The following is a 19,202-nucleotide window of genomic DNA, read 5'->3' on the forward strand; positions in this document are numbered from 1 at the left end:
CGCTGGTGGCCGGTGCCGTTCTGGGTAGGAGTCACCTCGGGACAACACTGTGACGAGTCACGCCACACCAGTGGCGGACAACCTTCTGATCAGGTCTCCGAGATGGGCCAGGACGGTGCCGGCCACCCCACCCATGGGCGGACAGATCAATCTCCAGACACCCCCAACAAGGGGTCTGCGGTTCGCCGAGTCACACCCACGAGCGGAACGACCAACCACCACCCTGCCAGCCAGTCCCAGACCAGCCACCCCCACACTCACAGCGGTTGGTCGTCGTCGAGATTGCGGCTTAGCGACGTCCCCATGTGTCGAGAGTGCGGTTGAGCCGCGCTTCCACGTGTCGAGAGTGCGGGTGAGGTGGCGTGTCGGGCACGCACGCGCGCACCACAGGCACGGTGCTGACCGACTTACCCACAGGCCAGGGTCCCCGACACCCTGAGGGGCCCTCACTGTCGGGAGAGTCTTCGCATGGAACTTCCTGGATGGCAGCCCCCGCCGCTCCCACATGTCTGGGCACGGACGAACGACGGGACGGTCCAGCTCTCCCCGTCACCGCGCTCGGGCACTCCCACCCTCGCGCCAAGCACGCCCGCGGACGACCCGGCAACCGCACCGCTCCCGCGTCCGGCGCCGGTGAGGTTGCGCCGCGGTGCGGTCGCGGCAGTACCAGAGATGACCGAGCGCGCGGAACGGGCTCGTCTCGAGCACCGGGCCAGGATCGTCGCTGTGCACCACAAGCTGTCGACGCCGCACGCGTTCACGCTGAGCTCGGCCGCCATCCTGCACGGTCTCCGAACGCTCAGCATCCCCGACCGGGTACACGTCCTCATCAGCCAGGGACGGGCTACTGAAAGCGCGGTCGACGTCGAACGTCATCGATTCGCGCACTCGACCGACGAGCTCACGACCGTTCATGGTCTCCCGGTGACGACACCTCGGCGGACCGTACTCGATGCCGCTCGCTTCACTGCCGCGCAGGAGGCACTTGTCGTCGTCGATCATCATCTCGCGATCGTCAGCAGCGCCGATCGATGCGACCGTGTGCGGGTCGAGGCCGAGGCCCGGCAGGAGCGCCGTGCCCTGCTGGCCGAGATCGACCGACTACCCCGGGGCACTCGTGGAAAGCTCCGCGCCCGCGCCGTGATCGAGTGGTCGAGCCCCTGGTCCGAGTCCGCCTTCGAGTCCGTCGTCCGTTGGATCATCCTCACCTGGGGCCGCCGCGACGTCGTGCCACAGCTCGAGATCTGGTGCGGCGAGAAGGTGTACTTCGTGGACCTCGCGCTCAGGATCGGCACACTGCCGGACGGCAGTCCGCGCTGGCTGCTCATCGAGTTCGATGGGGAGATCAAGTACTCGGGCGACGACGACGAGGTCGCGGACGTACTCGCGCGCCAGGAGGCTCGCGAACAGGATCTCCTGGCGGCCGGTCACGAGATCGTGCGTTTCCGTGCGATACAGGTCGGACATCCGATCGAGGTCGTGACCACGCTGGCGAGCGCGGTCGGCACAGAGGAGTTCGTCGCGCGCGAACCCGTCCTCGAACTGATGCCGACCGCGCGCCGGCGAGCTCGCCGCCAACGCTCGCCGGGCCGACGCCCGGTCCACTGAACCGCACTCTCGACCAATGAAGGTGAGCGTGCATTTGCTGACCCGCACTCTCGACCAGGGAAGGGTCAGGCGGGTGGGAGGGCTGCGTCGAGGCCGCCCTCGAGAAGCGTGACGAAGCCGGCCTCGTCGAGCACCGGGACGCCGAGCTCGCGCGCCTTCGTCTCCTTCGAGCCCGCGTTCTCCCCGGCCACCACCACGTGCGTCTTCTTCGAGACCGAGCCTGACGCCTTGCCGCCGCGCGCGAGGATCGCCTCCTTCGCCGAGTCCCGCGTGAACCCCTCGAGCGACCCGGTGACCACCACCGTCACACCCTCGAGAGTGCGGGGCGCCGACTCGTCGACCTGCTGCTCGGTCCGCACGCCGGCGGCCCGCCACCGCTCGACGATCTCGCGGTGCCAGGCGGCGTCCACGCTGTCGACGTCGTCGCTGCCGACATCGTCCCCCTCACCCGCACTCTCGACCACGGAGGGGGCGTCAGCCGCGCCCTCATCCGCACTCTCGACCACAGCAGCGTCGCCATCCACACCCTGAGCCGCACTCTCGACGTCAGAGGAGTCGTCGTCCGCACGCGCAACGACGCCGCCGTGGTACCAGGCGAGCACGGACTGCGCGATCGTCGGCCCCACGCCGTCGACCTCGGCGAGCCGCTCCAGCGGGGCGGAGAAGATCGCCTCGAGCGAGCCCATCTCGGTGGCCAGGGCACGCGCCGCCGTCGGGCCGACGTGCCGGATCGACAGGGCGACGATCACCCGCCAGAGGTCCTTGTCCTTCGCCTCGGCGAGTCCGGCGATCAGCTTCTCGGTGGTGCCGGACGGGCGCGGCTCGACCACCTCGTCGTCCTTGGTCTTGAAGCGCTTGACCTGCCGCTGCGTCCAGAACACGCGGCGCAGCACCCAGTTCCCCGTCGGCACGAACGCGGAGCTCCCGGACTCCTCGTCGCGTGCGAGCTCGGGCCGGTAGGCGAACACGTCGCGCAGGTCGTCGGCGGTGAGGTCGAACAGGCCCGCCTCGTTGGCGAGCACGGGCTCCTGCGGCGGCGGCACGTCCTCGGCGGACGTCACCTCACCGGCCTCGGTCACGAGCGCGAACCCCGCGGCGACGGCGGCGAGCGCCGGCTCCCGCCCGCCCGTGGGCCCGCCCGGTGCGTCCGGCTCCCGCGTGGCGTCGGGGTTGGTCAGCGCGAGCGCCGTCTCGTACCCGAGCGCCTCGATGTCGAACGCACCCCGCGAGCCGACGTGCTCGACCCGCTCGGTCAGCTGCGCCGGGCACGAGCGGGAGTTGGGGCAGCGCAGGTCGACGTCGGCCTCCTTCGCCGGCGCGAGGCGCGTCCCGCAGCTCGGGCACTGCGCCGGCATGACGAACTCGACCTCGCTCCCGTCCCGCAGGTCGACCACCGGCGCCACCACCTCGGGGATGACGTCGCCGGCCTTGCGCAGCACCACGGTGTCCCCGATGAGCACACCCTTGCGCGCCACCTCGGAGGCGTTGTGCAGGGTCGCCATCGCCACCGTCGAGCCCGCCACGAGCACGGGCTCCATCACCGCGTAGGGGGTCACTCGACCGGTGCGGCCCACGTTGACGCGGATGTCGAGCAGCTTCGTCGTCACCTCCTCGGGCGGGAACTTGTAGGCCACCGCCCAGCGCGGGACCCGCGAGGTGTGGCCGAGGCGGCGCTGAAGCGCGCGGTCGTCCACCTTGACCACCACGCCGTCGATCTCGTGGGCGCCCTCGTGCCGGGCCGCGCCGCGCTCGGCGATGTACCGCTCGACCGCCGAGCGGCCGGAGAGCAGCTGCGTCGCCTCCGAGACCGGCAGCCCCCAGGAGGCGAGGAGCTCGTAGAAGCCGTGCTGCGTCGTCGGGTTCTCGAAGTCGTCCCCCGGCACGACCGCCCCAACCCCGTGGGCGAGGAAGTCGAGCGGCCGCGACGCCGTCACCCGCGGGTCCTTCTGCCGCAGCGACCCGGCCGCCGAGTTGCGCGGGTTGGCGAACGGCGCCTTGCCGGACTCGACGAGGGCGGCGTTGAGCTCGGCGAACGCGGCGACGGGGAAGAACACCTCGCCGCGGACCTCCATGCTCGCCGGGTGCGGCCCGCCGGTCAGCACCTGCGGCACGGTCTCGAGCGTGCGCACGTTGAGGGTGACGTCCTCGCCGGTCACGCCGTCCCCGCGGGTGGCGGCGCGCACGAGCCGGCCGGCCTCGTAGGTGAGGTTGACGGCGAGCCCGTCGACCTTGACCTCGCAGGTGACGGGGACGTCGGGCGCCTCGTCGGCCTCCGCGCCGGTCGCGTCGCTCACCTCGGCGCCGATGCGGGCGAACCACTCGGCGAGCTCCTCGAGCGAGAAGACGTCCTCGAGGGAGTACAGGCGCTCGGCGTGGGTGACGGCGGCGAAGTCGGTGGAGTATGTGCCGCCGACCGACTGGGTCGGCGAGTCCGGCGTGCGCAGGTCCGGACGGGCGGCCTCGAGGGACTCGAGCTCGCGGTAGGCGGCGTCGTACTCCGCGTCCGCAAGGGTCGGCGCGTCGCGCATGTAGTACGCCCACCGCGCGGCCTCGACCTGCTCGACCAGCTCGGTCCAGCGCTGCCGCTCCTCGGCGCTCGCGGGCTCGGTGCCCTGCGCGTCCGCGTCCGGCGTCGTCGTCCCCGTCTCGCTCATGGGGACATCCTTGCGCAGGCCGCCCACACGGGTGGACGGGGCCGGCCGGCAGTGCCACGGTCTCCACGAGGACCACCCAGGACCACGCCCGACGACGACGAACCCCCGGTCCGCCCGCGCCCCGCCCGGCGACCGGCCGACACGCACCCGCACGACGATGTCGAGAACCGGCCGGCGGCTCCGTCCCCCGGGTGACGCGGCCGACCCGGGCCGCACCGATGAGAAGGAGTACCGAGATGGCCAAGTACCTCATGCTCAAGCACTACCGCGGCGCCCCGACCCCGGCGAACGCCGCCCCGATCAGCGAGTGGACGGAGGCCGAGATGGACGCGCACTTCGCCTACTGCGACGCCTACGTCGAGCGTCTGCGCGCGAGCGGCGAGCTCGTCGACAGCCAGGCGCTGTCCCCCGAGGGCTCGTGGGTCCGGTTCGACGGCGAGGGGCGCCCGCCGCGCACCGACGGCCCGTTCGCCGAGACGAAGGACCTCGTGGCGGGCTGGGTGATCGTCGACGTCGAGACCCACGAGCGGGCCCTCGAGCTGGCCGGCGAGCTCTCGGCGGCGCCCGGGAAGGGCGGTGAGCCGCTCGGCGAGTGGCTCGAGCTGCGCCCGTTCGTCGCGCCGGCCGTCACGTCCGCCGAGGCGGCGGAGATCATCACCCGCGAGGCCCGCTGACCGTGGGTGACGACGTGCCGGACGAGGACCTGCTGCGACGGCTCACCCCCGACGTGCTGCGGGCTCTCGTCCGGCGCGGCGCCGACTTCGCCTCCGCCGAGGACGCCGTGCAGGAGGCGCTCCTCACGGCGTGGCGCACGTGGCCGGACGACCCGCCGCGGGACCCGCGCGCCTGGCTCGTCACGGTGGGGTGGCGCGCGTTCCTCGACGCCACGCGGTCGGAGGTGTCGCGGTCCCGGCGCGAGGAGGTCGTCGACGCCGAGCCGCTCCCCGGTCCCGCGTCCGGGGTCGACGACTCGCTGTGGCTGTACTTCCTGTGCGCGCACCCCTCGCTCACGCCGTCCTCCGCCGTCGCACTCACGCTGCGGGCGCTCGGCGACCTGACCACCCGGCAGATCGCCGAGGCCTACCTCGTGCCCGAGTCGACGATGGCGCAGCGCATCAGCCGCGCCAAGCGCACGGTCGCCGAGGTGCGGCTCGACGAGGCCGGGTCGGTGACGACCGTCCTGCGCACCCTCTACCTCGTGTTCAACCAGGGGTATGCGGGCGACGTCGACCTGGCGGCCGAGGCGATCCGGCTCGCGCGTCAGCTGGCCGCGGTCAGCGACGAGCCCGAGGTGCGCGGGCTGCTCGCGCTCATGCTGCTCCACCACGCGCGGCGGGACACCCGCACCGGACCCGACGGTCGGCTCGTCCCCCTCACCGAGCAGGACCGGTCCCGCTGGGACGGGGCGGCGATCGCCGAGGGCGTCGCGCTCCTGCAGTCTGCCCTCGCGCGGGACCGCCTCGGCGAGTACCAGGCCCAGGCCGCGATCGCCGCGCTGCACGCCGACGCCGCGAGCGCCGAGGAGACCGACTGGGTCCAGATCGTCGAGTGGTACGACGAGCTGGTGGCCCTCACCGACAACCCCGTGGCCCGGCTCGGCCGCGCGATCGCCGTGGGCGAGGCCGACGGTCCGCAAGCCGGGCTCGCGGCGCTGGCCGCGATCGACGCGGACCTCCCCCGCCGCACCGCCGCCGAGGCGTACCTCCGACGCCGGGCGGGCGAGCCCGCGGCGGCCGCCCGGCTCTACGACGAGGCGGCCGAGCGCGCGAGCAGCGTCCCGGAGCGCGACCACCTGCGCCGGGAGGCCGCGCGCGCCCGGGCGGCAGGGACCGGGCGGGTCGCGGGTACCAGGGAGGACACGGGCACCTCGGAGAACGCCGGCACCGACGACGCCGGCCGGGGCGACGAGGGCGGCCCGCCGACGACGTGACCCCGTCGTCGGACCCCCGTGGCACGCTGGTCGCATGTGCGGGCGCTACGCGAGCTTCAAGCAGGCCCAGGACCTGGCCGACGTCTTCGACGTGACCCAGGTGGCCGAGGAGGTGGCAAGCCTGCGGCCGTCGTGGAACGTGGCGCCGACGCAGGACGTGCTCATCGTCGTCGAGCGGCTCGTCGATGCCGAGGGACGCATCGCGGGGCACGAGGGGTCCGGCGAGGCGGAGGGCCCGCGGCGCAGCATGGAGGTCGCGCGCTGGGGGCTCGTCCCGCACTGGGCGAAGGACCCGTCGGTGGGCAACAAGATGATCAACGCGCGCAGCGAGACGGTCGCGGAGAAGGCCTCCTTCAAGGCCCCTCTGAAGAAGAACCGCTGCCTCGTCCTCGCCGACGGCTACTACGAGTGGCAGGCGCCCGAGTCCGGGAAGGGCCCGAAGACCCCCTACTTCATCACCCGGTCCGACGGCGCACCGATCGCCTTCGCCGGCCTGTTCTCGTGGTGGCGGCCGAAGGATGAGCCCGACGCCGACTGGTTGTGCACCACGACGATCCTCACCGCCGCCGCCGAGGGCGAGATGCGCGAGCTCCATGACCGCGTGCCCGTCATCCTCGAGCCGGCGGACATCGACGTCTGGCTCGACCCGACGGTGACCGACCCGGCCGAGGCGCTCGCGGTGCTCGGCACGGGCACCCCGGACCTCACATGGCACGAGGTCTCCCGGGACGTCAACACGCCGCGCAACAACTCTGCCGAGTTGGTCGAGCCGGTCGCGTCCTGAGCCGGCTGCTTCGTGACCCGACGGCGGCGTGACGCGGTCCCGTCCTCAGCCGGGCGGCGCGTAGTCCCGGGGACGGACGGCCCCCTCCGACGGCGGACGGACGCACCCGCCCGTCCGCATGCCTAGGGTCGTCCGCATGAGTGGGGACGACGCGGCTGCGCCGCCGGCCGGGTCGGCGGACCCGGACCTGCGCGCCCCCGGCCGCGACGCGCTCATGGTCCGGGTGCCGTGGCCCGGGCACAGGGACGTTTTCATCGCCGTGCTCGCGGCGCTCGGGGTCGGGTTCGCCTCGCTGGTCCTCGGGTTCGCGAGCCGCCCCGGGTACGGGTTCGGAACCCTGAGCGACGAGGCGCGCCTCGTCCTCATGTGGCTCGACACCCTGATGATGTGCGCGGCCGTGGCATGGCGGCGGGTCGCCCCGGAGGCGTCGGCGGTGGTCGTCTACCTCGGCGCGCTCGCCCACGTCGTGGTCGGCGTGCCCTTCCACCCCGTCGACGTCCTCGTCCTGCTCTCCCTGTACTCCGTCACCGTCCACGGCACCGTGCTCGGCCACCGCCTCGCGATGGCCGGGGCCGTCGCAGGTGCGGTGGTCCTCGCGGTCGCGTTCGGCGTGCCCCGGCTGTGGAGCGGCCCCACCCTCCTCGTCGTCACACTCGCGGCCGCCGGGCTCGCCGCCGGCGCCTGGGGCCTGGGGCTCCTGCGCCGCACCGGCATCCAGGAGCGCGCCCGGGCGGAGGAGATCGAGCGGCTCGCCGAGGGGCAGCGGGACCGCGACGCCCGGCTCGCCGTGTCCGACGAGCGCACCCGCATCGCGCGCGAGCTGCACGACGTCGTGGCCCACACCCTGTCCGTCGTCATCGCCCAGGCCGACGGCGGCCGCTACGCCTCCACGAGCGACCCCGTGGCCGCCGAGCGGGCCCTGACGACGATCGGCGAGGTCGGCCGCGCGGCCCTCGGCGACATCCGCAGCATCCTCGGGGTCCTGCGCGCCGACGACTCCGGCGCCGCGCTCGTCCCCCAGCCCGTCGACGAGGACCTCGACCGCCTCGTCGACCAGGTCCGCGACTCGGGCCTGGCCGTCTCCGTCATCCGGCTCGGTGCCTCCCGGCCGCTCCCCGCCGGCGCCGGCCTCATGGTCTTCCGGATCGCGCAGGAGGCCCTGACGAACGTGCTCAAGCACGCGGGCCCGGCAGTCGCGGTGACGATGCTCGTGCAGTGGACCGACGACGGCCTCACCCTCCAGATCGACGACGACGGGCGGGGCGCCGCCGCCCGCGGCGACGGCCAGGGGCAGGGCCTGGTCGGCATGCGCGAACGCGCCTCCGTGCTCGGTGGCACCCTGCGTGCCGGGCCGCGACCCGGGGGCGGCTTCCGGGTCCGCCTCGAGCTGCCGGTCCGCCCCGGCGCGGCGGCGTCGGCGAGCGCCGCCGTCGACGCGACGAGTTCCGAGGCAGGTCCCGAGACCGGCCGCCCGGCCGGAACCGAGCACACCACGACCCCGACCCGACCCCTCGCCGAGGCGGGTGCACCGCCCGGGGCGAGCTCCGCCGTCGGGCACGGACCCGCCGGACCGACCGAGAGGACCCCCGCGTGACCGCTGTCCCCCCGCCCGAGGCGGCCGACCCGATCCGGGTCGTGCTCGTCGACGACCAGCAGCTCGTTCGCGCGGGCTTCGCGCTCGTCATCGGCTCCCAGCCGGACATGACGGTGGTCGGCGAGGCGGGCGACGGCGCGCAGGCCCTGCGGATGCTCGCCGGCGTCGAGGCCGACGTCGTCCTCATGGACGTGCGGATGCCGAACCTCGACGGGCTCGCGGCCACGCGGGGCCTCGCCGAGCGCGCGGCCGGCGGAGGACGGGTGCCGAAGGTCGTCATCCTCACGACGTTCGACCTCGACGAGTACGTCCTCCAGGCGATCCGCGCCGGCGCGTCCGGCTTCCTCCTCAAGGACGCCCCGCCGGAGGACATGCTCGCCGCGATCCGCACCGTGCACGCGGGCGACGCGGTCATCGCCCCGAGCTCGACGCGCCGCCTCATCGCGACCGTCGCCGACCTGCTGCCCGCCGAGGACCGCACTCCGCCGGCCGTCCTCGACGCCCTGACCGACCGCGAGCGCGAGGTGCTCGTCCTCATCGCCCGCGGCCGGTCGAACACGGAGATCGCGGCGGAGCTGTTCGTCGCCGAGGCGACCGTCAAGACGCACGTCGGGCGGATCCTCACCAAGCTCGACGTGCGCGACCGCGTGCAGGCGGTGGTGCTCGCCTACGAGACCGGGCTCGTCACGCCGGGTCGGTAGGTGGGCCGGGGCGAGGTAGGCGGGCCGGACTGCGGTAGGTGGGCCGGGTGACCCGGCCGCCCGCGCGTACGACCCCGGGATGACGCCCGGACCGGACGAGGGGCCGACGACGACGCACCTCCCGCCTTCGTACCGTCGGGGCAGCGCCGGGACCAGGCCCGGCGCCGGAGCGACAAGGACCGCCATGACCGCCGAGACCACGCCCGACCGCACGGGTGCCGACGACACGGGTGCCGACCCGCGCACCGACTCCCCCGGCGACGCCCCGGTGCTCCGCGCCCGCGGCCTGCGCAAGGTGCACGGTCGCGGGGACGCCTCCGTCACCGCGCTCGCCGGCGTCGACCTCGACATCGCGCCGGGGTCGTTCACCGCGATCATGGGGCCGTCCGGGTCGGGAAAGTCGACCCTGCTCCACCTGCTCGCAGGTCTCGACTCGGTGACGTCGGGGACGGTCCACCTGGGCGACACCGCGCTGACCTCCCTCGGGGACACGGCGCTCACGCTCCTGCGCCGCGAGCGGATGGGCTTCGTGTTCCAGTCGTTCAACCTGCTGCCGATGTACACGGCGCGGCAGAACATCCTCCTGCCCCTCGAGCTCGCCGGACGCGACGCGAACGAGGAGTGGCTGGTCCAGCTGGTCGACGTCCTCGGGCTCGGCGACCGCCTCACGCACCGGCCTGCCGAGCTGTCCGGCGGGCAGCAGCAGCGCGTCGCGATCGCCCGCGCGCTCGTCACCCGGCCCGACGTCGTCCTCGCCGACGAGCCCACCGGCAACCTCGACCTGCGCACCGGGTCCGAGGTGCTCGCGCTCCTGCGGACCTCGGTGCGCGAGCTCGGGCGCACGGTCGTCATGGTCACCCACGACCCCGGCGCCGCCGCGCACGCCGACCGCGTGGTCCTCATCGCCGACGGCCTCGTGCGCGGCGACATCGACCACCCGACACCGTCCTCCGTCCTCGCCGGCCTCGATGCCCTGCGACCCGAGAACGAGGTGGCGTGATGCTGCGGCTCGCCGCGGGGCAGGCACGGCACTCGGTCGGCCGCCTCGCCGCCGCCGGGCTCGCGATCGTGCTCGCGTCGGCGTTCCTCACGCTCGCACTGCTCACCGGCCGCGCGGTCGACGACGGCGCCCGCGGGGTCCTGCGGGCGGCTCTCGGTCAGGCCGACATCGTCCTCAACGGGGTCGAGGTGGACCTCGAGGACCTCTCGGCCCTGCGGGAGGTCGACGGGGTCGCGCAGGCCACGCCGACGTTCACGACCTGGGTCGGCGTGGGCGCGGGCGACTCCGCCACCTGGCTCCCGCTCGCCGCCGCACCGGAGCCCGGGGCCGAGCCGCCCGTCGACCTCGTGGCCGGGACGTGGCCGACCGCCGAGGACGAGGTCGTGCTCAGCGAGGAGGCGAGCCTCTGGGCCGCCGCCGGTATCGGGGACCCGCTCGAGGTCGGCGCGCAGACCGTCGACTCGGACGGCAACCCGGTCGAGGTCGACGGGACCGAGGTCGAGGTCGTCGGGATCGCCGAGGACCTCAGCCCGGTCCTCGGCATACCGACGACGACGATCTACGTGCCCGAGACGACCGCGTTCGAGCTCGCGCACGCGAGCGACGGCACGGGGGCGTGGGCGGTCGGCCTGTCGACACAGCCCGGGGCGGACGAGGACGCCGTCGCGTCCCGGGTGCTGGACGTCGCCCGGAGCACGGGGGCCGGCGGCGACCACGCCGTGACGGTCACGGCCGACGAGTACGTCGACGCCCGCCTGCAGGAGGTCTTCGGGTTCCGGGACGTCATCGGCATGGCAACGCTCCTGTTCGCCGGCCTCGCCCTCGTCGTCGCGGGTCTCGTCATCGCCAACACCTTCCAGGTGCTCGTGGCCCAGCGGGCCCGGACCCTGGCGATGCTGCGGGCGGTCGGGGCGACGCGGCGGCAGGTGTGGGCCTCCGTGCTCGCCGAGGCGGCCGGGCTCGGCGTGGTCGCGAGCGTCGTCGGCGCCGCCCTCGGGTTCGGCGTCATGGCGCTCGCGCTGCGGCTGTGGAGCGACTCCGGGCGAGACCTCGGCATCCCACTCGCCGGGACGGTCGGGCCGAGCCCGACGACGATCGCGCTCCCAGTCGTCGTCGGCACGGTCGTCACCGTCCTCGCAGCGCTGCCCCCGGCAAGGCGGGCGAGCGCCGTCGCGCCCGTCGAGGCGATGCGGCCCGCGCAGGCGCCGACGCTCCTGCGCGGCTCGCCGGCGCGTCGGGCCTGGGGGATCGCCCTCGCCGCCGCGGGCGTGGCCGCGATGACCGGGGCGCTCGTCGTCGCTGCGCAGCTCGGCGAGGGGACCCCGGCCGACTCGACGATCCTGCTGATGATCGGCCTGCTCGTGCTCGGCGTCGCGCTGCTCGGCCTCGGCCTGCTCGTCGGGCTCGTGTTCGTGGTCCCGCTCGTCGCGCGGGTGCTCGGCGCGGTCCTGGCCGTGCTCTCCCCCGGGCCGGCGCGCGCCACCGTGCGCCTCGCCACCGCGAACGCGACCCGCAACCCGCGCCGGACGTCCGCGACGACGATGGCGCTGGTCATCGGGATCGGCCTGGTCACCGGGGTGACGACGGGGACCGAGTCCGTCCGGGCGTCGTTGGAGCAGGAGCTGTCCTCCCGGTTCCCCGTCGACGTGGCCGTCCACAACCCCGCCTACGGTTCCGACGGGCCGGTCGCGCTCGAGGAGGACGTGCTCGCGGCGGTCGAGTCCGTTCCCGGGCTGGCCGCGACGATGCAGGTGACGTCCGCCGACCTCGTGATCGAGGTCGGCCCGGGCACTGCCGCCGGCGACGCGGGAGCGGTCGGCATCGGCTCGATCGTCTACGGCGTGCCGCCGGAGGCGGAGGACGTCCTGCGGGACGGGCTGCCCGAGGGGCTGACGGACGAGTCCGTGGTGCTGCCGGCGTCCCGGGCGCGCGAGCTCGGCGTCGAGGGCGGCGACACGGTGCTCGTCGGCCTGCCGGACCCGCAGACGTGGGAGCTCGACGAGTCCACGCAGCGGGAGATGACGGTCGTCGTCACGCAGCACGGGGACTCGCCGCTGCTGACGGAGCACGCCGTTCGCTCCCTCCTCCCCGACGCGGTTCCCTCTGCGGTGTGGGCGCGCATCGACGACGCGGCGGACGTCGAGGACGTGGTCACCGACGTCCGCGAGGCCGGACGGGCCACGGCGACGGCCGGGGCGTCGGTCGCGGTCGAGGGGTCCGGCGAGGAGCGGCTCGTGTACGACGAGGCGATCGACCGGGTGCTCGTCGTCGTCGTGGGCCTGCTGGCCGTGTCGGTCGTCATCGCGCTCGTCGGCGTCGCGAACACGCTCTCGCTGTCGGTCGTCGAGCGGCGACGGGAGATCGCGACGCTGCGGGCCGTGGGGATGACCAGGCGTCAGGTCCGGGGGGCGCTCGCCACCGAGGGGGTGCTGCTGACCGTGGTCGGGACGGGGGTCGGCGCGGCGTTCGGGCTCGCGGCCGGATGGGTCGGCATCACGTGCCTGCTCGCCGCCACCGAGCTCGCCACGCTCGCCGTCCCGTGGGCCGGGCTCGGGCTCACGCTCGTCGTCGCCCTGGTCGCGGGCGTGGTCGCGTCCGTGCTGCCGGCGCGCAGCGCGCTGGGGGTCTCGCCGGTGGCGGCGCTCGGGGCGGAGTAGGACGTCGGGCCGGACGGGCGGACGGGCCGGCGGTGTGTGAGGCCGGTGCGCGGGGCCACGGAGGTTCGTCGGAGGGCGCGTGGGGCCGCGGAGGTCCACGGACACCCGCGCCTGTGACCTGCGGCCTCGCGCGCGGCTGTCCACAGGGGCGCGGCGAGCGGTCGGCGGCGCGCGGGATCGTCGGTGGCATGCCCGAGCCGCCCCCTGCCTCCGCGACGGACCCGGAGGACCTGTCCGCCGTGCTCGCGGCCGACCGCCTCGCGGTGGTCGACTCCGGGCCGGGGGTCGGGCGGATCGTCGCCGTCGGACCCTCCCCCGTCCGGGTCGGTCGCGGTCCGGACCGGGTCGATCTCGGGGACGCCCGGCTCTCGCGGGACCACCTCGAGCTGCGGGCACGGTCCGGCCGGGTCGAGGCGCGCGACCCGGGGTCCCGGCACGGCACCCGGCGGGCGGGTCGACGGATCGGTGAGCGGCGAGGTGGGCGCGCGGTCGGCGCGCGCTGGGAGTCGGTCCCCCTCGGATCGGTGCTCCTCGCGGGCGCCGGCGCGGTGCGCGTGACCGTTGGCGCGGGGCGGCTCGTCGCGCCGCGGCCGGTCGTCCTCCCGCCCGGTGGCCGCCGGGGCCTGCGCGCGCTCGCCCGGCTCGCGCCGATGCTGCTGGCGCCGCTCGTCATGGTGCCCCTGCTCATGGGCTCCTCGGCCGGGCCGTGGCGGTTCGCGATCCTCGCCGTCCCGCTGGTCGCGGTGGGGATCTGGCTGCTGTCGGAGCGCGAGCCGGGCGCCCGCGTACCGCCCCGGCCGGGCGCCGCCGAGGTCCTGCTCCTCGCGGGCGCCGGGGTGCGGCCCACGGACGGGCCCGGGGACGTCCTCGTCCTGCGGATCGCGTCGGGCGCCGCGCGGGTGCGTCGTCGTCGGGGTGAGCTGCGCGTGAACCCGGGGGACGCCGTCGGTCTCACGGGGCCGGGCGCCGCCCGCCTCGCACGCTGGCTGCTCGCCCAGGTGCTCACCCACGAGCCGACCGCGACGGCGGACGTGCCCGCCGGGTGGGTGGTGCCGTCGTCACGCCGGCCGGTCGGTGACGCCGGGGCCGGGTCCCGTGCGGGTCCGCGGGGGGCGCCGTGGCACGTGTCGGTGGTGGTGGCCGGACCCGGTGACCGGGCTCCCGACCCGCCCCGCGACCGCCGCCACCTCGTCCTCGTGGTCGCGGACGGCCGGCCACCCGCGTGGCGCACCGCGACCATCGGCGCGGACGAGCACGCGGGCGTCTCGCCGGCCTGGTCGCGGCGGCACGCCCGGGCGCTCGAGACGTCCGGGGCGGCCGGGGACGCGCTGCCCACGAGCGTCCTCCTCACCGACCTGCTCGGACCGGTCACACCGGCCGCGGTGCGCCGCCGCTGGTCGGTGTCGTCGGGCCTGCGGGCGTCCGTCGGCCTGGGGGCGCACGGGCCCGTGGCGATCGACCTCGTCGCCGACGGGCCGCACGCCCTCGTGGCCGGGGCGACGGGCGCGGGCAAGTCCGAGGCGCTCACCGCCTGGCTCGTGGCGCTCGCGGCCACCCGGTCACCGGCGGACCTCGCGATGATCCTCGTCGACTACAAGGGCGGGTCCGCGTTCACACCGCTCGCCCCGCTGCCGCACGTGGCCGCGGTCCTCACCGACCTCGAGCCCGCCGCCACGCTCCGGGCACTCGCCTCGCTCGGCGCCGAGCTGCGCCGCCGGGAGGTCGTCCTCGCCGAGGCCGGGGCGAAGGACGTCGCCGACCTGCACGCGCGCGGGGGCGCGATGCCGCGGCTGCTCGTCGTCGTCGACGAGTTCCGGGCACTCGCCGACGATCATCCGGCCCTGCTCGCCGACCTCGTCCGGCTCGCCGCCCAGGGGCGCTCTCTCGGGCTGCACCTCGTGCTCGCCACGCAGCGCCCGTCGGGGATCGTCGGGCCGGACGTGCGGGCGAACATCACGGTGCGGCTCTGCCTGCGGGTACTCGAGGCCGCGGACTCGCGCGACGTCGTCGGGACCGCGCGGGCCGCCGAGCTCCCCGCCGTGCCGGGTCGGGCCGTGCTACGCACCGGGGTGCCCGAGGAGGTCCAGGTGTCCTGGCTGGGGCCGGCGGGATCGGGGCTCCCGTCCGATGCCGTGGCGGCGATCCGGGCGGCCGCCGACGGCGCGGCGCCACCCGCCGTGCCCTGGGCACCTGCGCTTCCGGAGCGGATCGGGCCGGGCGGGATCAACCCCGCGACCGGGGCGCCGATCTCGTCGACCACCGCGGCGCTCGTCGACGAGCCGGATCGCCTCACGCTCGAGCCGTGGGAGTGGGACGGGTCGGCGCTGCTCGTGCTCGGCGGACCGGGCACCGGGCGGACGACCGCGCTGCGCGCGCTGGGCGCCGCGGCGGGGGCGGCCGGTCGGCGCGTGCACGTGGTGGGCGGGCCGGCCGCGGTCGGGTCCGGTAGTGCCACGGCGACGATCGCCCCGACCGGAGACCCGCGCCTGGTGCTCCGGCTGCTCGAGCTGCTCGGGTCGGCGGACTCGACTCCCGGTCAGGTGCTGCTCGTCGACGACGTCGAGCTTCTCCTCGACCGTCTCGACACCGCGCTCGGGCCCGGCCAGTCGCTCGCCGCCCTGCCCGTCGCCCTGCGGTCGGTGCTCGCACGGGGTCACCATCTTGCGCTCGCCGGGGCGCCGGCGAGCGCCTCGGCCCGGTGGGCGGAGGTCGGGCGGGCCCGGCTCGTGCTCAGCCCGCGCGACGTCACGGAGGCCACGCTCGCCGGGGTCGACCGCGCGATGACGGTCGGGGCGGCGGTGCCCGGTCGGGCGGTGCTCGTGCGGCCGGCCGGTCAGCGGGTGGTCCAGGTCGTCGACGCCGCACCGGCGCTGCCCGGGGAACCCGCGGGGGACGTCGGGGGCGTGACGACAGGGACAGGCGTTCCTCTCCTCCGCCCGCTCCCCCGCACGGCCACCGACCTGGCGCTCACCGCGGCCGAACGGGCCGGTACCGAGGTGTGTGTCGGCGTCGGGGGCGACGACGCAGGTCCGGTGGCCGTGCCGTTCCCGCCCGGCGGGACGCTCCTCGTGGTGGGGCCGGCGGGATCGGGGCGGTCGACCGCGCTGGGGAACGTTGCCGGGCGCCTGACCCGTGCCGGTCATCGGGTCGTCCGGGTACGTACAGGCGGCGGCACGGGCCCGGTCGGCTCAGCGGCGGTCGGCGCGGGCACGGTCGACGCAGTTGACGTCGGTGCAGCGGCGGTCGGCGCGGAGGATGTCGTCGTCGGGGATGTCGTCGTGGTCGACGACCTCGACCGACTCACCGGCCCCGAGCTCGATGAGGTCGCCGCGCTCCCGTCGCGCGGCGCGCGGGTGGTCGCGGCCGCCGCGACCCTGGCCGTGCTCTCCGCGCACCGCCCGCCGCTGTCGACGTGGCCGGTTGGCGCGCTCCTGGTGCTCCGCCCGGATCTGCCGCTGTCGGCCCGGCTCGTGCCCGGCGGTCTCGGCGACGGCGCCGATCCACTCGCAGCAACAGTTCCGGGGCGGGCGGCACTGGTCCGTTCCGGCCGCGCGACGCCGGTCCAGCTCGTGCACGGCGCCCTCGACCCGGACGGCCGATGACCCGCCCCCTGTGTCGAGGGTGCGGGTGAGCCCCCACGTGCACGAGCCACACTCTCGACCCCGAGCCGCACTCTCGACCGAAACGGACACCCCGACCGGGTTCATCGAGAGTGCGGTTGGGGACCCAACCGCAATCTCGACATGCACGAACCGCAATCTCGACGAAGGACGCCCTGAGCCACACTCTCGACCACGAACCGCAATCTCGACGCGCACCAACCGCAATCTCGACGAAAGGCGGGGTCAGCGCGCCGGGCGGTAGCGCATGAACGCCCGGGAGGCCGGCCACAGGATCGCCCCGACGCCGACGAGGCAGGTGAGCGCCGCGGCGATCGCACCGGCGAGCGGCAGGCCGATCGTCAGCACCGAGACACCCGCGAGGATCCACCACGTGATCAGCGCGCCGCGCACCGCGGCCCGCCCCTGCCCCACCGCACGGGCACCGAGCACGAGGAGGACCGCCACCGCGACGTAGAGGACCCCGAGCATGACCACGGTCGAGCGCACGACCACCTCGCCCGAGACGAGGTCGACCACGAGCCCACCGGCCACGACGAGGAGGGCCACCGCCTGGAGGAGGCACACGACCTGCACGATGCGGACGGAGGTCGGGACGGTCGGGGAGCTCGTCGGGGTCGGCACGGCGCCACCCTAGGTCGTCGAGCGTCGGCTACCACGACGTGTCCGGCGGGTGTACGGACGGGGAGGAGACGCCCGTCATGCTGTGAGCAAACCCACGCTGCTCACCTGAGCAAGGCGCGAGACGGAGCCTTGTGGGGCGATGGTGCGCGTGGGATTGTTGGTGCTCGCAGCGACTACATACATCGCACGGCGAACACCCCCGACAACCGGTTCGGGCAGCCGTGCGTGCTTGGAGGAACAAGTGGACTGGCGTCACCGAGCCGCATGTCTGACCGAGGACCCGGAGCTCTTCTTCCCGATCGGGAACACGGGCCCGGCCGTCGTCCAGATCGAGGCGGCGAAGGCGGTCTGTGCCTCCTGCTCGGTGGTCGACACCTGCCTCAAGTGGGCGATGGAGAACAACCAGGACTCCGGCGTCTGGGGCGGACTCTCCGAGGACGAGCGCCGCGCGCTCAAGCGCCGCACCGCCCGCGCCCGCCGCGCCGGCTGACCTCCCCCGCGCCTCCGGCGCCTCCCGCGCCTACCGCAGCGGGCGACCCAGCCGGTCGGTCCGGCCCGATCCCAGCGACCTCGGCCGGCCGACCCGCACCTTCAGGTGGACCTCGGTCCCGCCGTCGGTCCCGCCGCGCCACTCGATGGTGCCGCCGAGCTCCCCGGCCACGAGGGTCTTGACGATCTGCGTGCCCAGGCCGGTGAGCACCTTGCCCTCGGCGAGCCCCACGCCGTCGTCGGTCACATAGATCTCGAGGCTCTCCTCGTGGTGCTCGACCCGGACCACCACCGTCCCCGGACGGCCGGACAGGCCGTGCTCGACCGCGTTCGTGATGAGCTCGGTGAGCACGACGGCGAGACCCGTGGCCACGTCCGCGGGCACGAGCCCGAACCGACCGTCCATCCGGGTGGTGACGTGTGCGTCGGGCACGGCGACGTCCGCGGCGAGCGCGAACACGCGGCCGAACACGTCGTCGAAGTCGACCACCTCGTCGAGCCCCTGGGCGAGCGTGTCGTGGACGAGGGCGATCGTCGTCACCCGCCGCTCGGCCTGCCCGAGCGCCTCCCTGGTCTCCTCGTTCCCGCTGCGCCGGGCCTGGAGCCGCAGGAGCGCGGACACGGTCTGCAGGTTGTTCTTCACCCGGTGGTGGATCTCCCGGATGGTCGCGTCCTTGGTCAGCAGCTGCTGCTCGCGGCGGCGCATCTCGGACACGTCCCGGCACAGCAGCACCGCCCCCCGCCGCTCGCCGTTGTCGGTGAGCGGGATCGCGCGCAGGGAGAGGATGACCCGCCCGGCCTCGACCTCGGTCCGCCAGGCGGCCCGGCCCATGACGACGACGGCGAGCGTCTCCTCGATCGCGCCGGCCTCCTCGAGCAGGTCCGTGAGGACCTCCGCGAGAACCTCGCCGTTGAGGTCGCCGATGAGACCGAGCCGGTGGACGTTGCTCAGCGCGTTCGGGCTGGCGAACGTCACGCGCCCCTCGAGGTCGAGCCGGATGACGCCGTCGCCGACCCGCGGGGTCCCGTGCCGGTCGCCCGACGGCGTCCCGGGCTGGGGGAACTCCCCCCTCGAGACCATGGCGGCCAGCGCGTCGCCCATCTCCATGTAGGCGACCTCGATGCGGGAGCGCATCATCGCGGGCGAGACGACCTGCTCGCGGCCGAGGACGGCCACGTAGCGGCCGTCGTGGTGCACCGGCTGCAGGACGGTGCGCACCTGCCGGCCGTCGTCGCGCACGAACTCCCGCGTGTGGGTCCCGCCGTCGGTCATCGCGTGCCGGACGAGCTCGGCGAGCTGGCGGTCCGGACGGGACCGGACCGCGTCGTCGTAGTGGACCGTCGCGCCGGTCTGCGGGCGGCAGTGGGCGGCGACGACGAACCCGTCCTCGCCGTCGGGCACCCACAGCAGGAGGTCGGCGAACGCGAGGTCGGCGATGACCTGCCAGTCCCCCACGAGCTGGTGGAGCCACTCCACGTCCCCCGGGGAGCCCGGGTGCGAGTCGGTGAGGATGTTGGACAGCGTCGGCACGAGCCCCAGC

At 74.9% G+C, this 19,202-nt stretch carries 13 protein-coding genes; 10 read left to right on the forward strand and 3 right to left on the reverse strand.

The genetic code is table 11. The features are described from left to right. Positions 1-672: 672 nt before the first annotated feature. Entirely contained in the window at positions 673-1,608 is a 936-nt protein-coding gene (locus ACPYO6_RS08755) for a type IV toxin-antitoxin system AbiEi family antitoxin (protein WP_425714474.1), read from the forward strand. Between the two features lie 65 nt (positions 1,609-1,673). Here ACPYO6_RS08755 and ligA read toward each other — a convergent pair whose 3' ends face one another. Further along, complete coding sequence (gene ligA / locus ACPYO6_RS08760; RefSeq protein WP_425714475.1) at positions 1,674-4,262, reverse strand: NAD-dependent DNA ligase LigA; 2,589 nt, start codon at positions 4,260-4,262, stop codon at positions 1,674-1,676. Positions 4,263-4,498: 236 nt separating this feature from the next. On the opposite strand from ligA, the gene ACPYO6_RS08765 reads away from it, so the two are divergent. The 8 genes from ACPYO6_RS08765 (at position 4,499) to ACPYO6_RS08800 (ending at position 16,530) form a co-directional block, all read left to right on the forward strand. After that, positions 4,499-4,936, forward strand: a complete 438-nt coding sequence (locus ACPYO6_RS08765) for a YciI family protein (RefSeq protein ID WP_425714476.1) — start codon at positions 4,499-4,501, stop codon at positions 4,934-4,936. 14 nt (positions 4,937-4,950) lie between these two features. After that, positions 4,951-6,192, forward strand: coding sequence for an RNA polymerase sigma factor (locus ACPYO6_RS08770; protein WP_425714477.1), 1,242 nt, complete (start codon positions 4,951-4,953; stop codon positions 6,190-6,192). 34 nt (positions 6,193-6,226) lie between these two features. After that, the gene (locus ACPYO6_RS08775; protein WP_425714478.1) at positions 6,227-6,976 is read left to right on the forward strand and encodes an SOS response-associated peptidase; all 750 of its coding nucleotides are present in this window, start codon (positions 6,227-6,229) and stop codon (positions 6,974-6,976) included. Positions 6,977-7,112: 136 nt separating this feature from the next. Continuing rightward, positions 7,113-8,570 (forward strand): sensor histidine kinase, encoded by a 1,458-nt coding sequence (locus ACPYO6_RS08780; RefSeq protein ID WP_425714479.1) that lies wholly within the window; start codon positions 7,113-7,115, stop codon positions 8,568-8,570. Further along, positions 8,567-9,271: a response regulator gene (locus ACPYO6_RS08785; protein ID WP_425714480.1), complete on the forward strand. Its 705-nt coding sequence runs from the start codon at positions 8,567-8,569 to the stop codon at positions 9,269-9,271. Before ACPYO6_RS08780 ends, ACPYO6_RS08785 begins: the two co-directional genes overlap by 4 nt. Positions 9,272-9,455: 184 nt before the next feature. Next, the gene (locus ACPYO6_RS08790) at positions 9,456-10,271 is read left to right on the forward strand and encodes an ABC transporter ATP-binding protein (RefSeq protein ID WP_425714481.1); all 816 of its coding nucleotides are present in this window, start codon (positions 9,456-9,458) and stop codon (positions 10,269-10,271) included. Next, entirely contained in the window at positions 10,271-12,928 is a 2,658-nt protein-coding gene (locus ACPYO6_RS08795; RefSeq protein ID WP_425714663.1) for an FtsX-like permease family protein, read from the forward strand. Before ACPYO6_RS08790 ends, ACPYO6_RS08795 begins: the two co-directional genes overlap by 1 nt. 188 nt (positions 12,929-13,116) lie before the next feature. Further along, a complete protein-coding gene (locus ACPYO6_RS08800) occupies positions 13,117-16,530 on the forward strand; it encodes an FtsK/SpoIIIE domain-containing protein (protein WP_425714482.1) in 3,414 nt (1,137 codons plus the stop codon). Between the two features lie 243 nt (positions 16,531-16,773). On the opposite strand, the gene ACPYO6_RS08805 is transcribed toward ACPYO6_RS08800, so the two are convergent. Continuing rightward, a complete protein-coding gene (locus ACPYO6_RS08805; protein ID WP_425714483.1) occupies positions 16,774-17,172 on the reverse strand; it encodes a hypothetical protein in 399 nt (132 codons plus the stop codon). 241 nt (positions 17,173-17,413) lie between these two features. Between ACPYO6_RS08805 and ACPYO6_RS08810 the strand changes: the two genes are divergently transcribed. Next, complete coding sequence (locus ACPYO6_RS08810; protein WP_425714484.1) at positions 17,414-17,662, forward strand: WhiB family transcriptional regulator; 249 nt, start codon at positions 17,414-17,416, stop codon at positions 17,660-17,662. Between the two features lie 30 nt (positions 17,663-17,692). On the opposite strand, the gene ACPYO6_RS08815 is transcribed toward ACPYO6_RS08810, so the two are convergent. Next, positions 17,693-19,192 carry a sensor histidine kinase gene (locus tag ACPYO6_RS08815; protein ID WP_425714485.1) on the reverse strand — a complete coding sequence of 500 codons (1,500 nt, stop codon included), beginning with the start codon at positions 19,190-19,192 and terminating at the stop codon, positions 17,693-17,695. Positions 19,193-19,202: the final 10 nt, after the last annotated feature.

It is taken from the genome of Georgenia sp. Z1344 (assembly GCF_049856295.1).
Taxonomy (GTDB): Bacteria; Actinomycetota; Actinomycetes; order Actinomycetales; family Actinomycetaceae; genus JB111.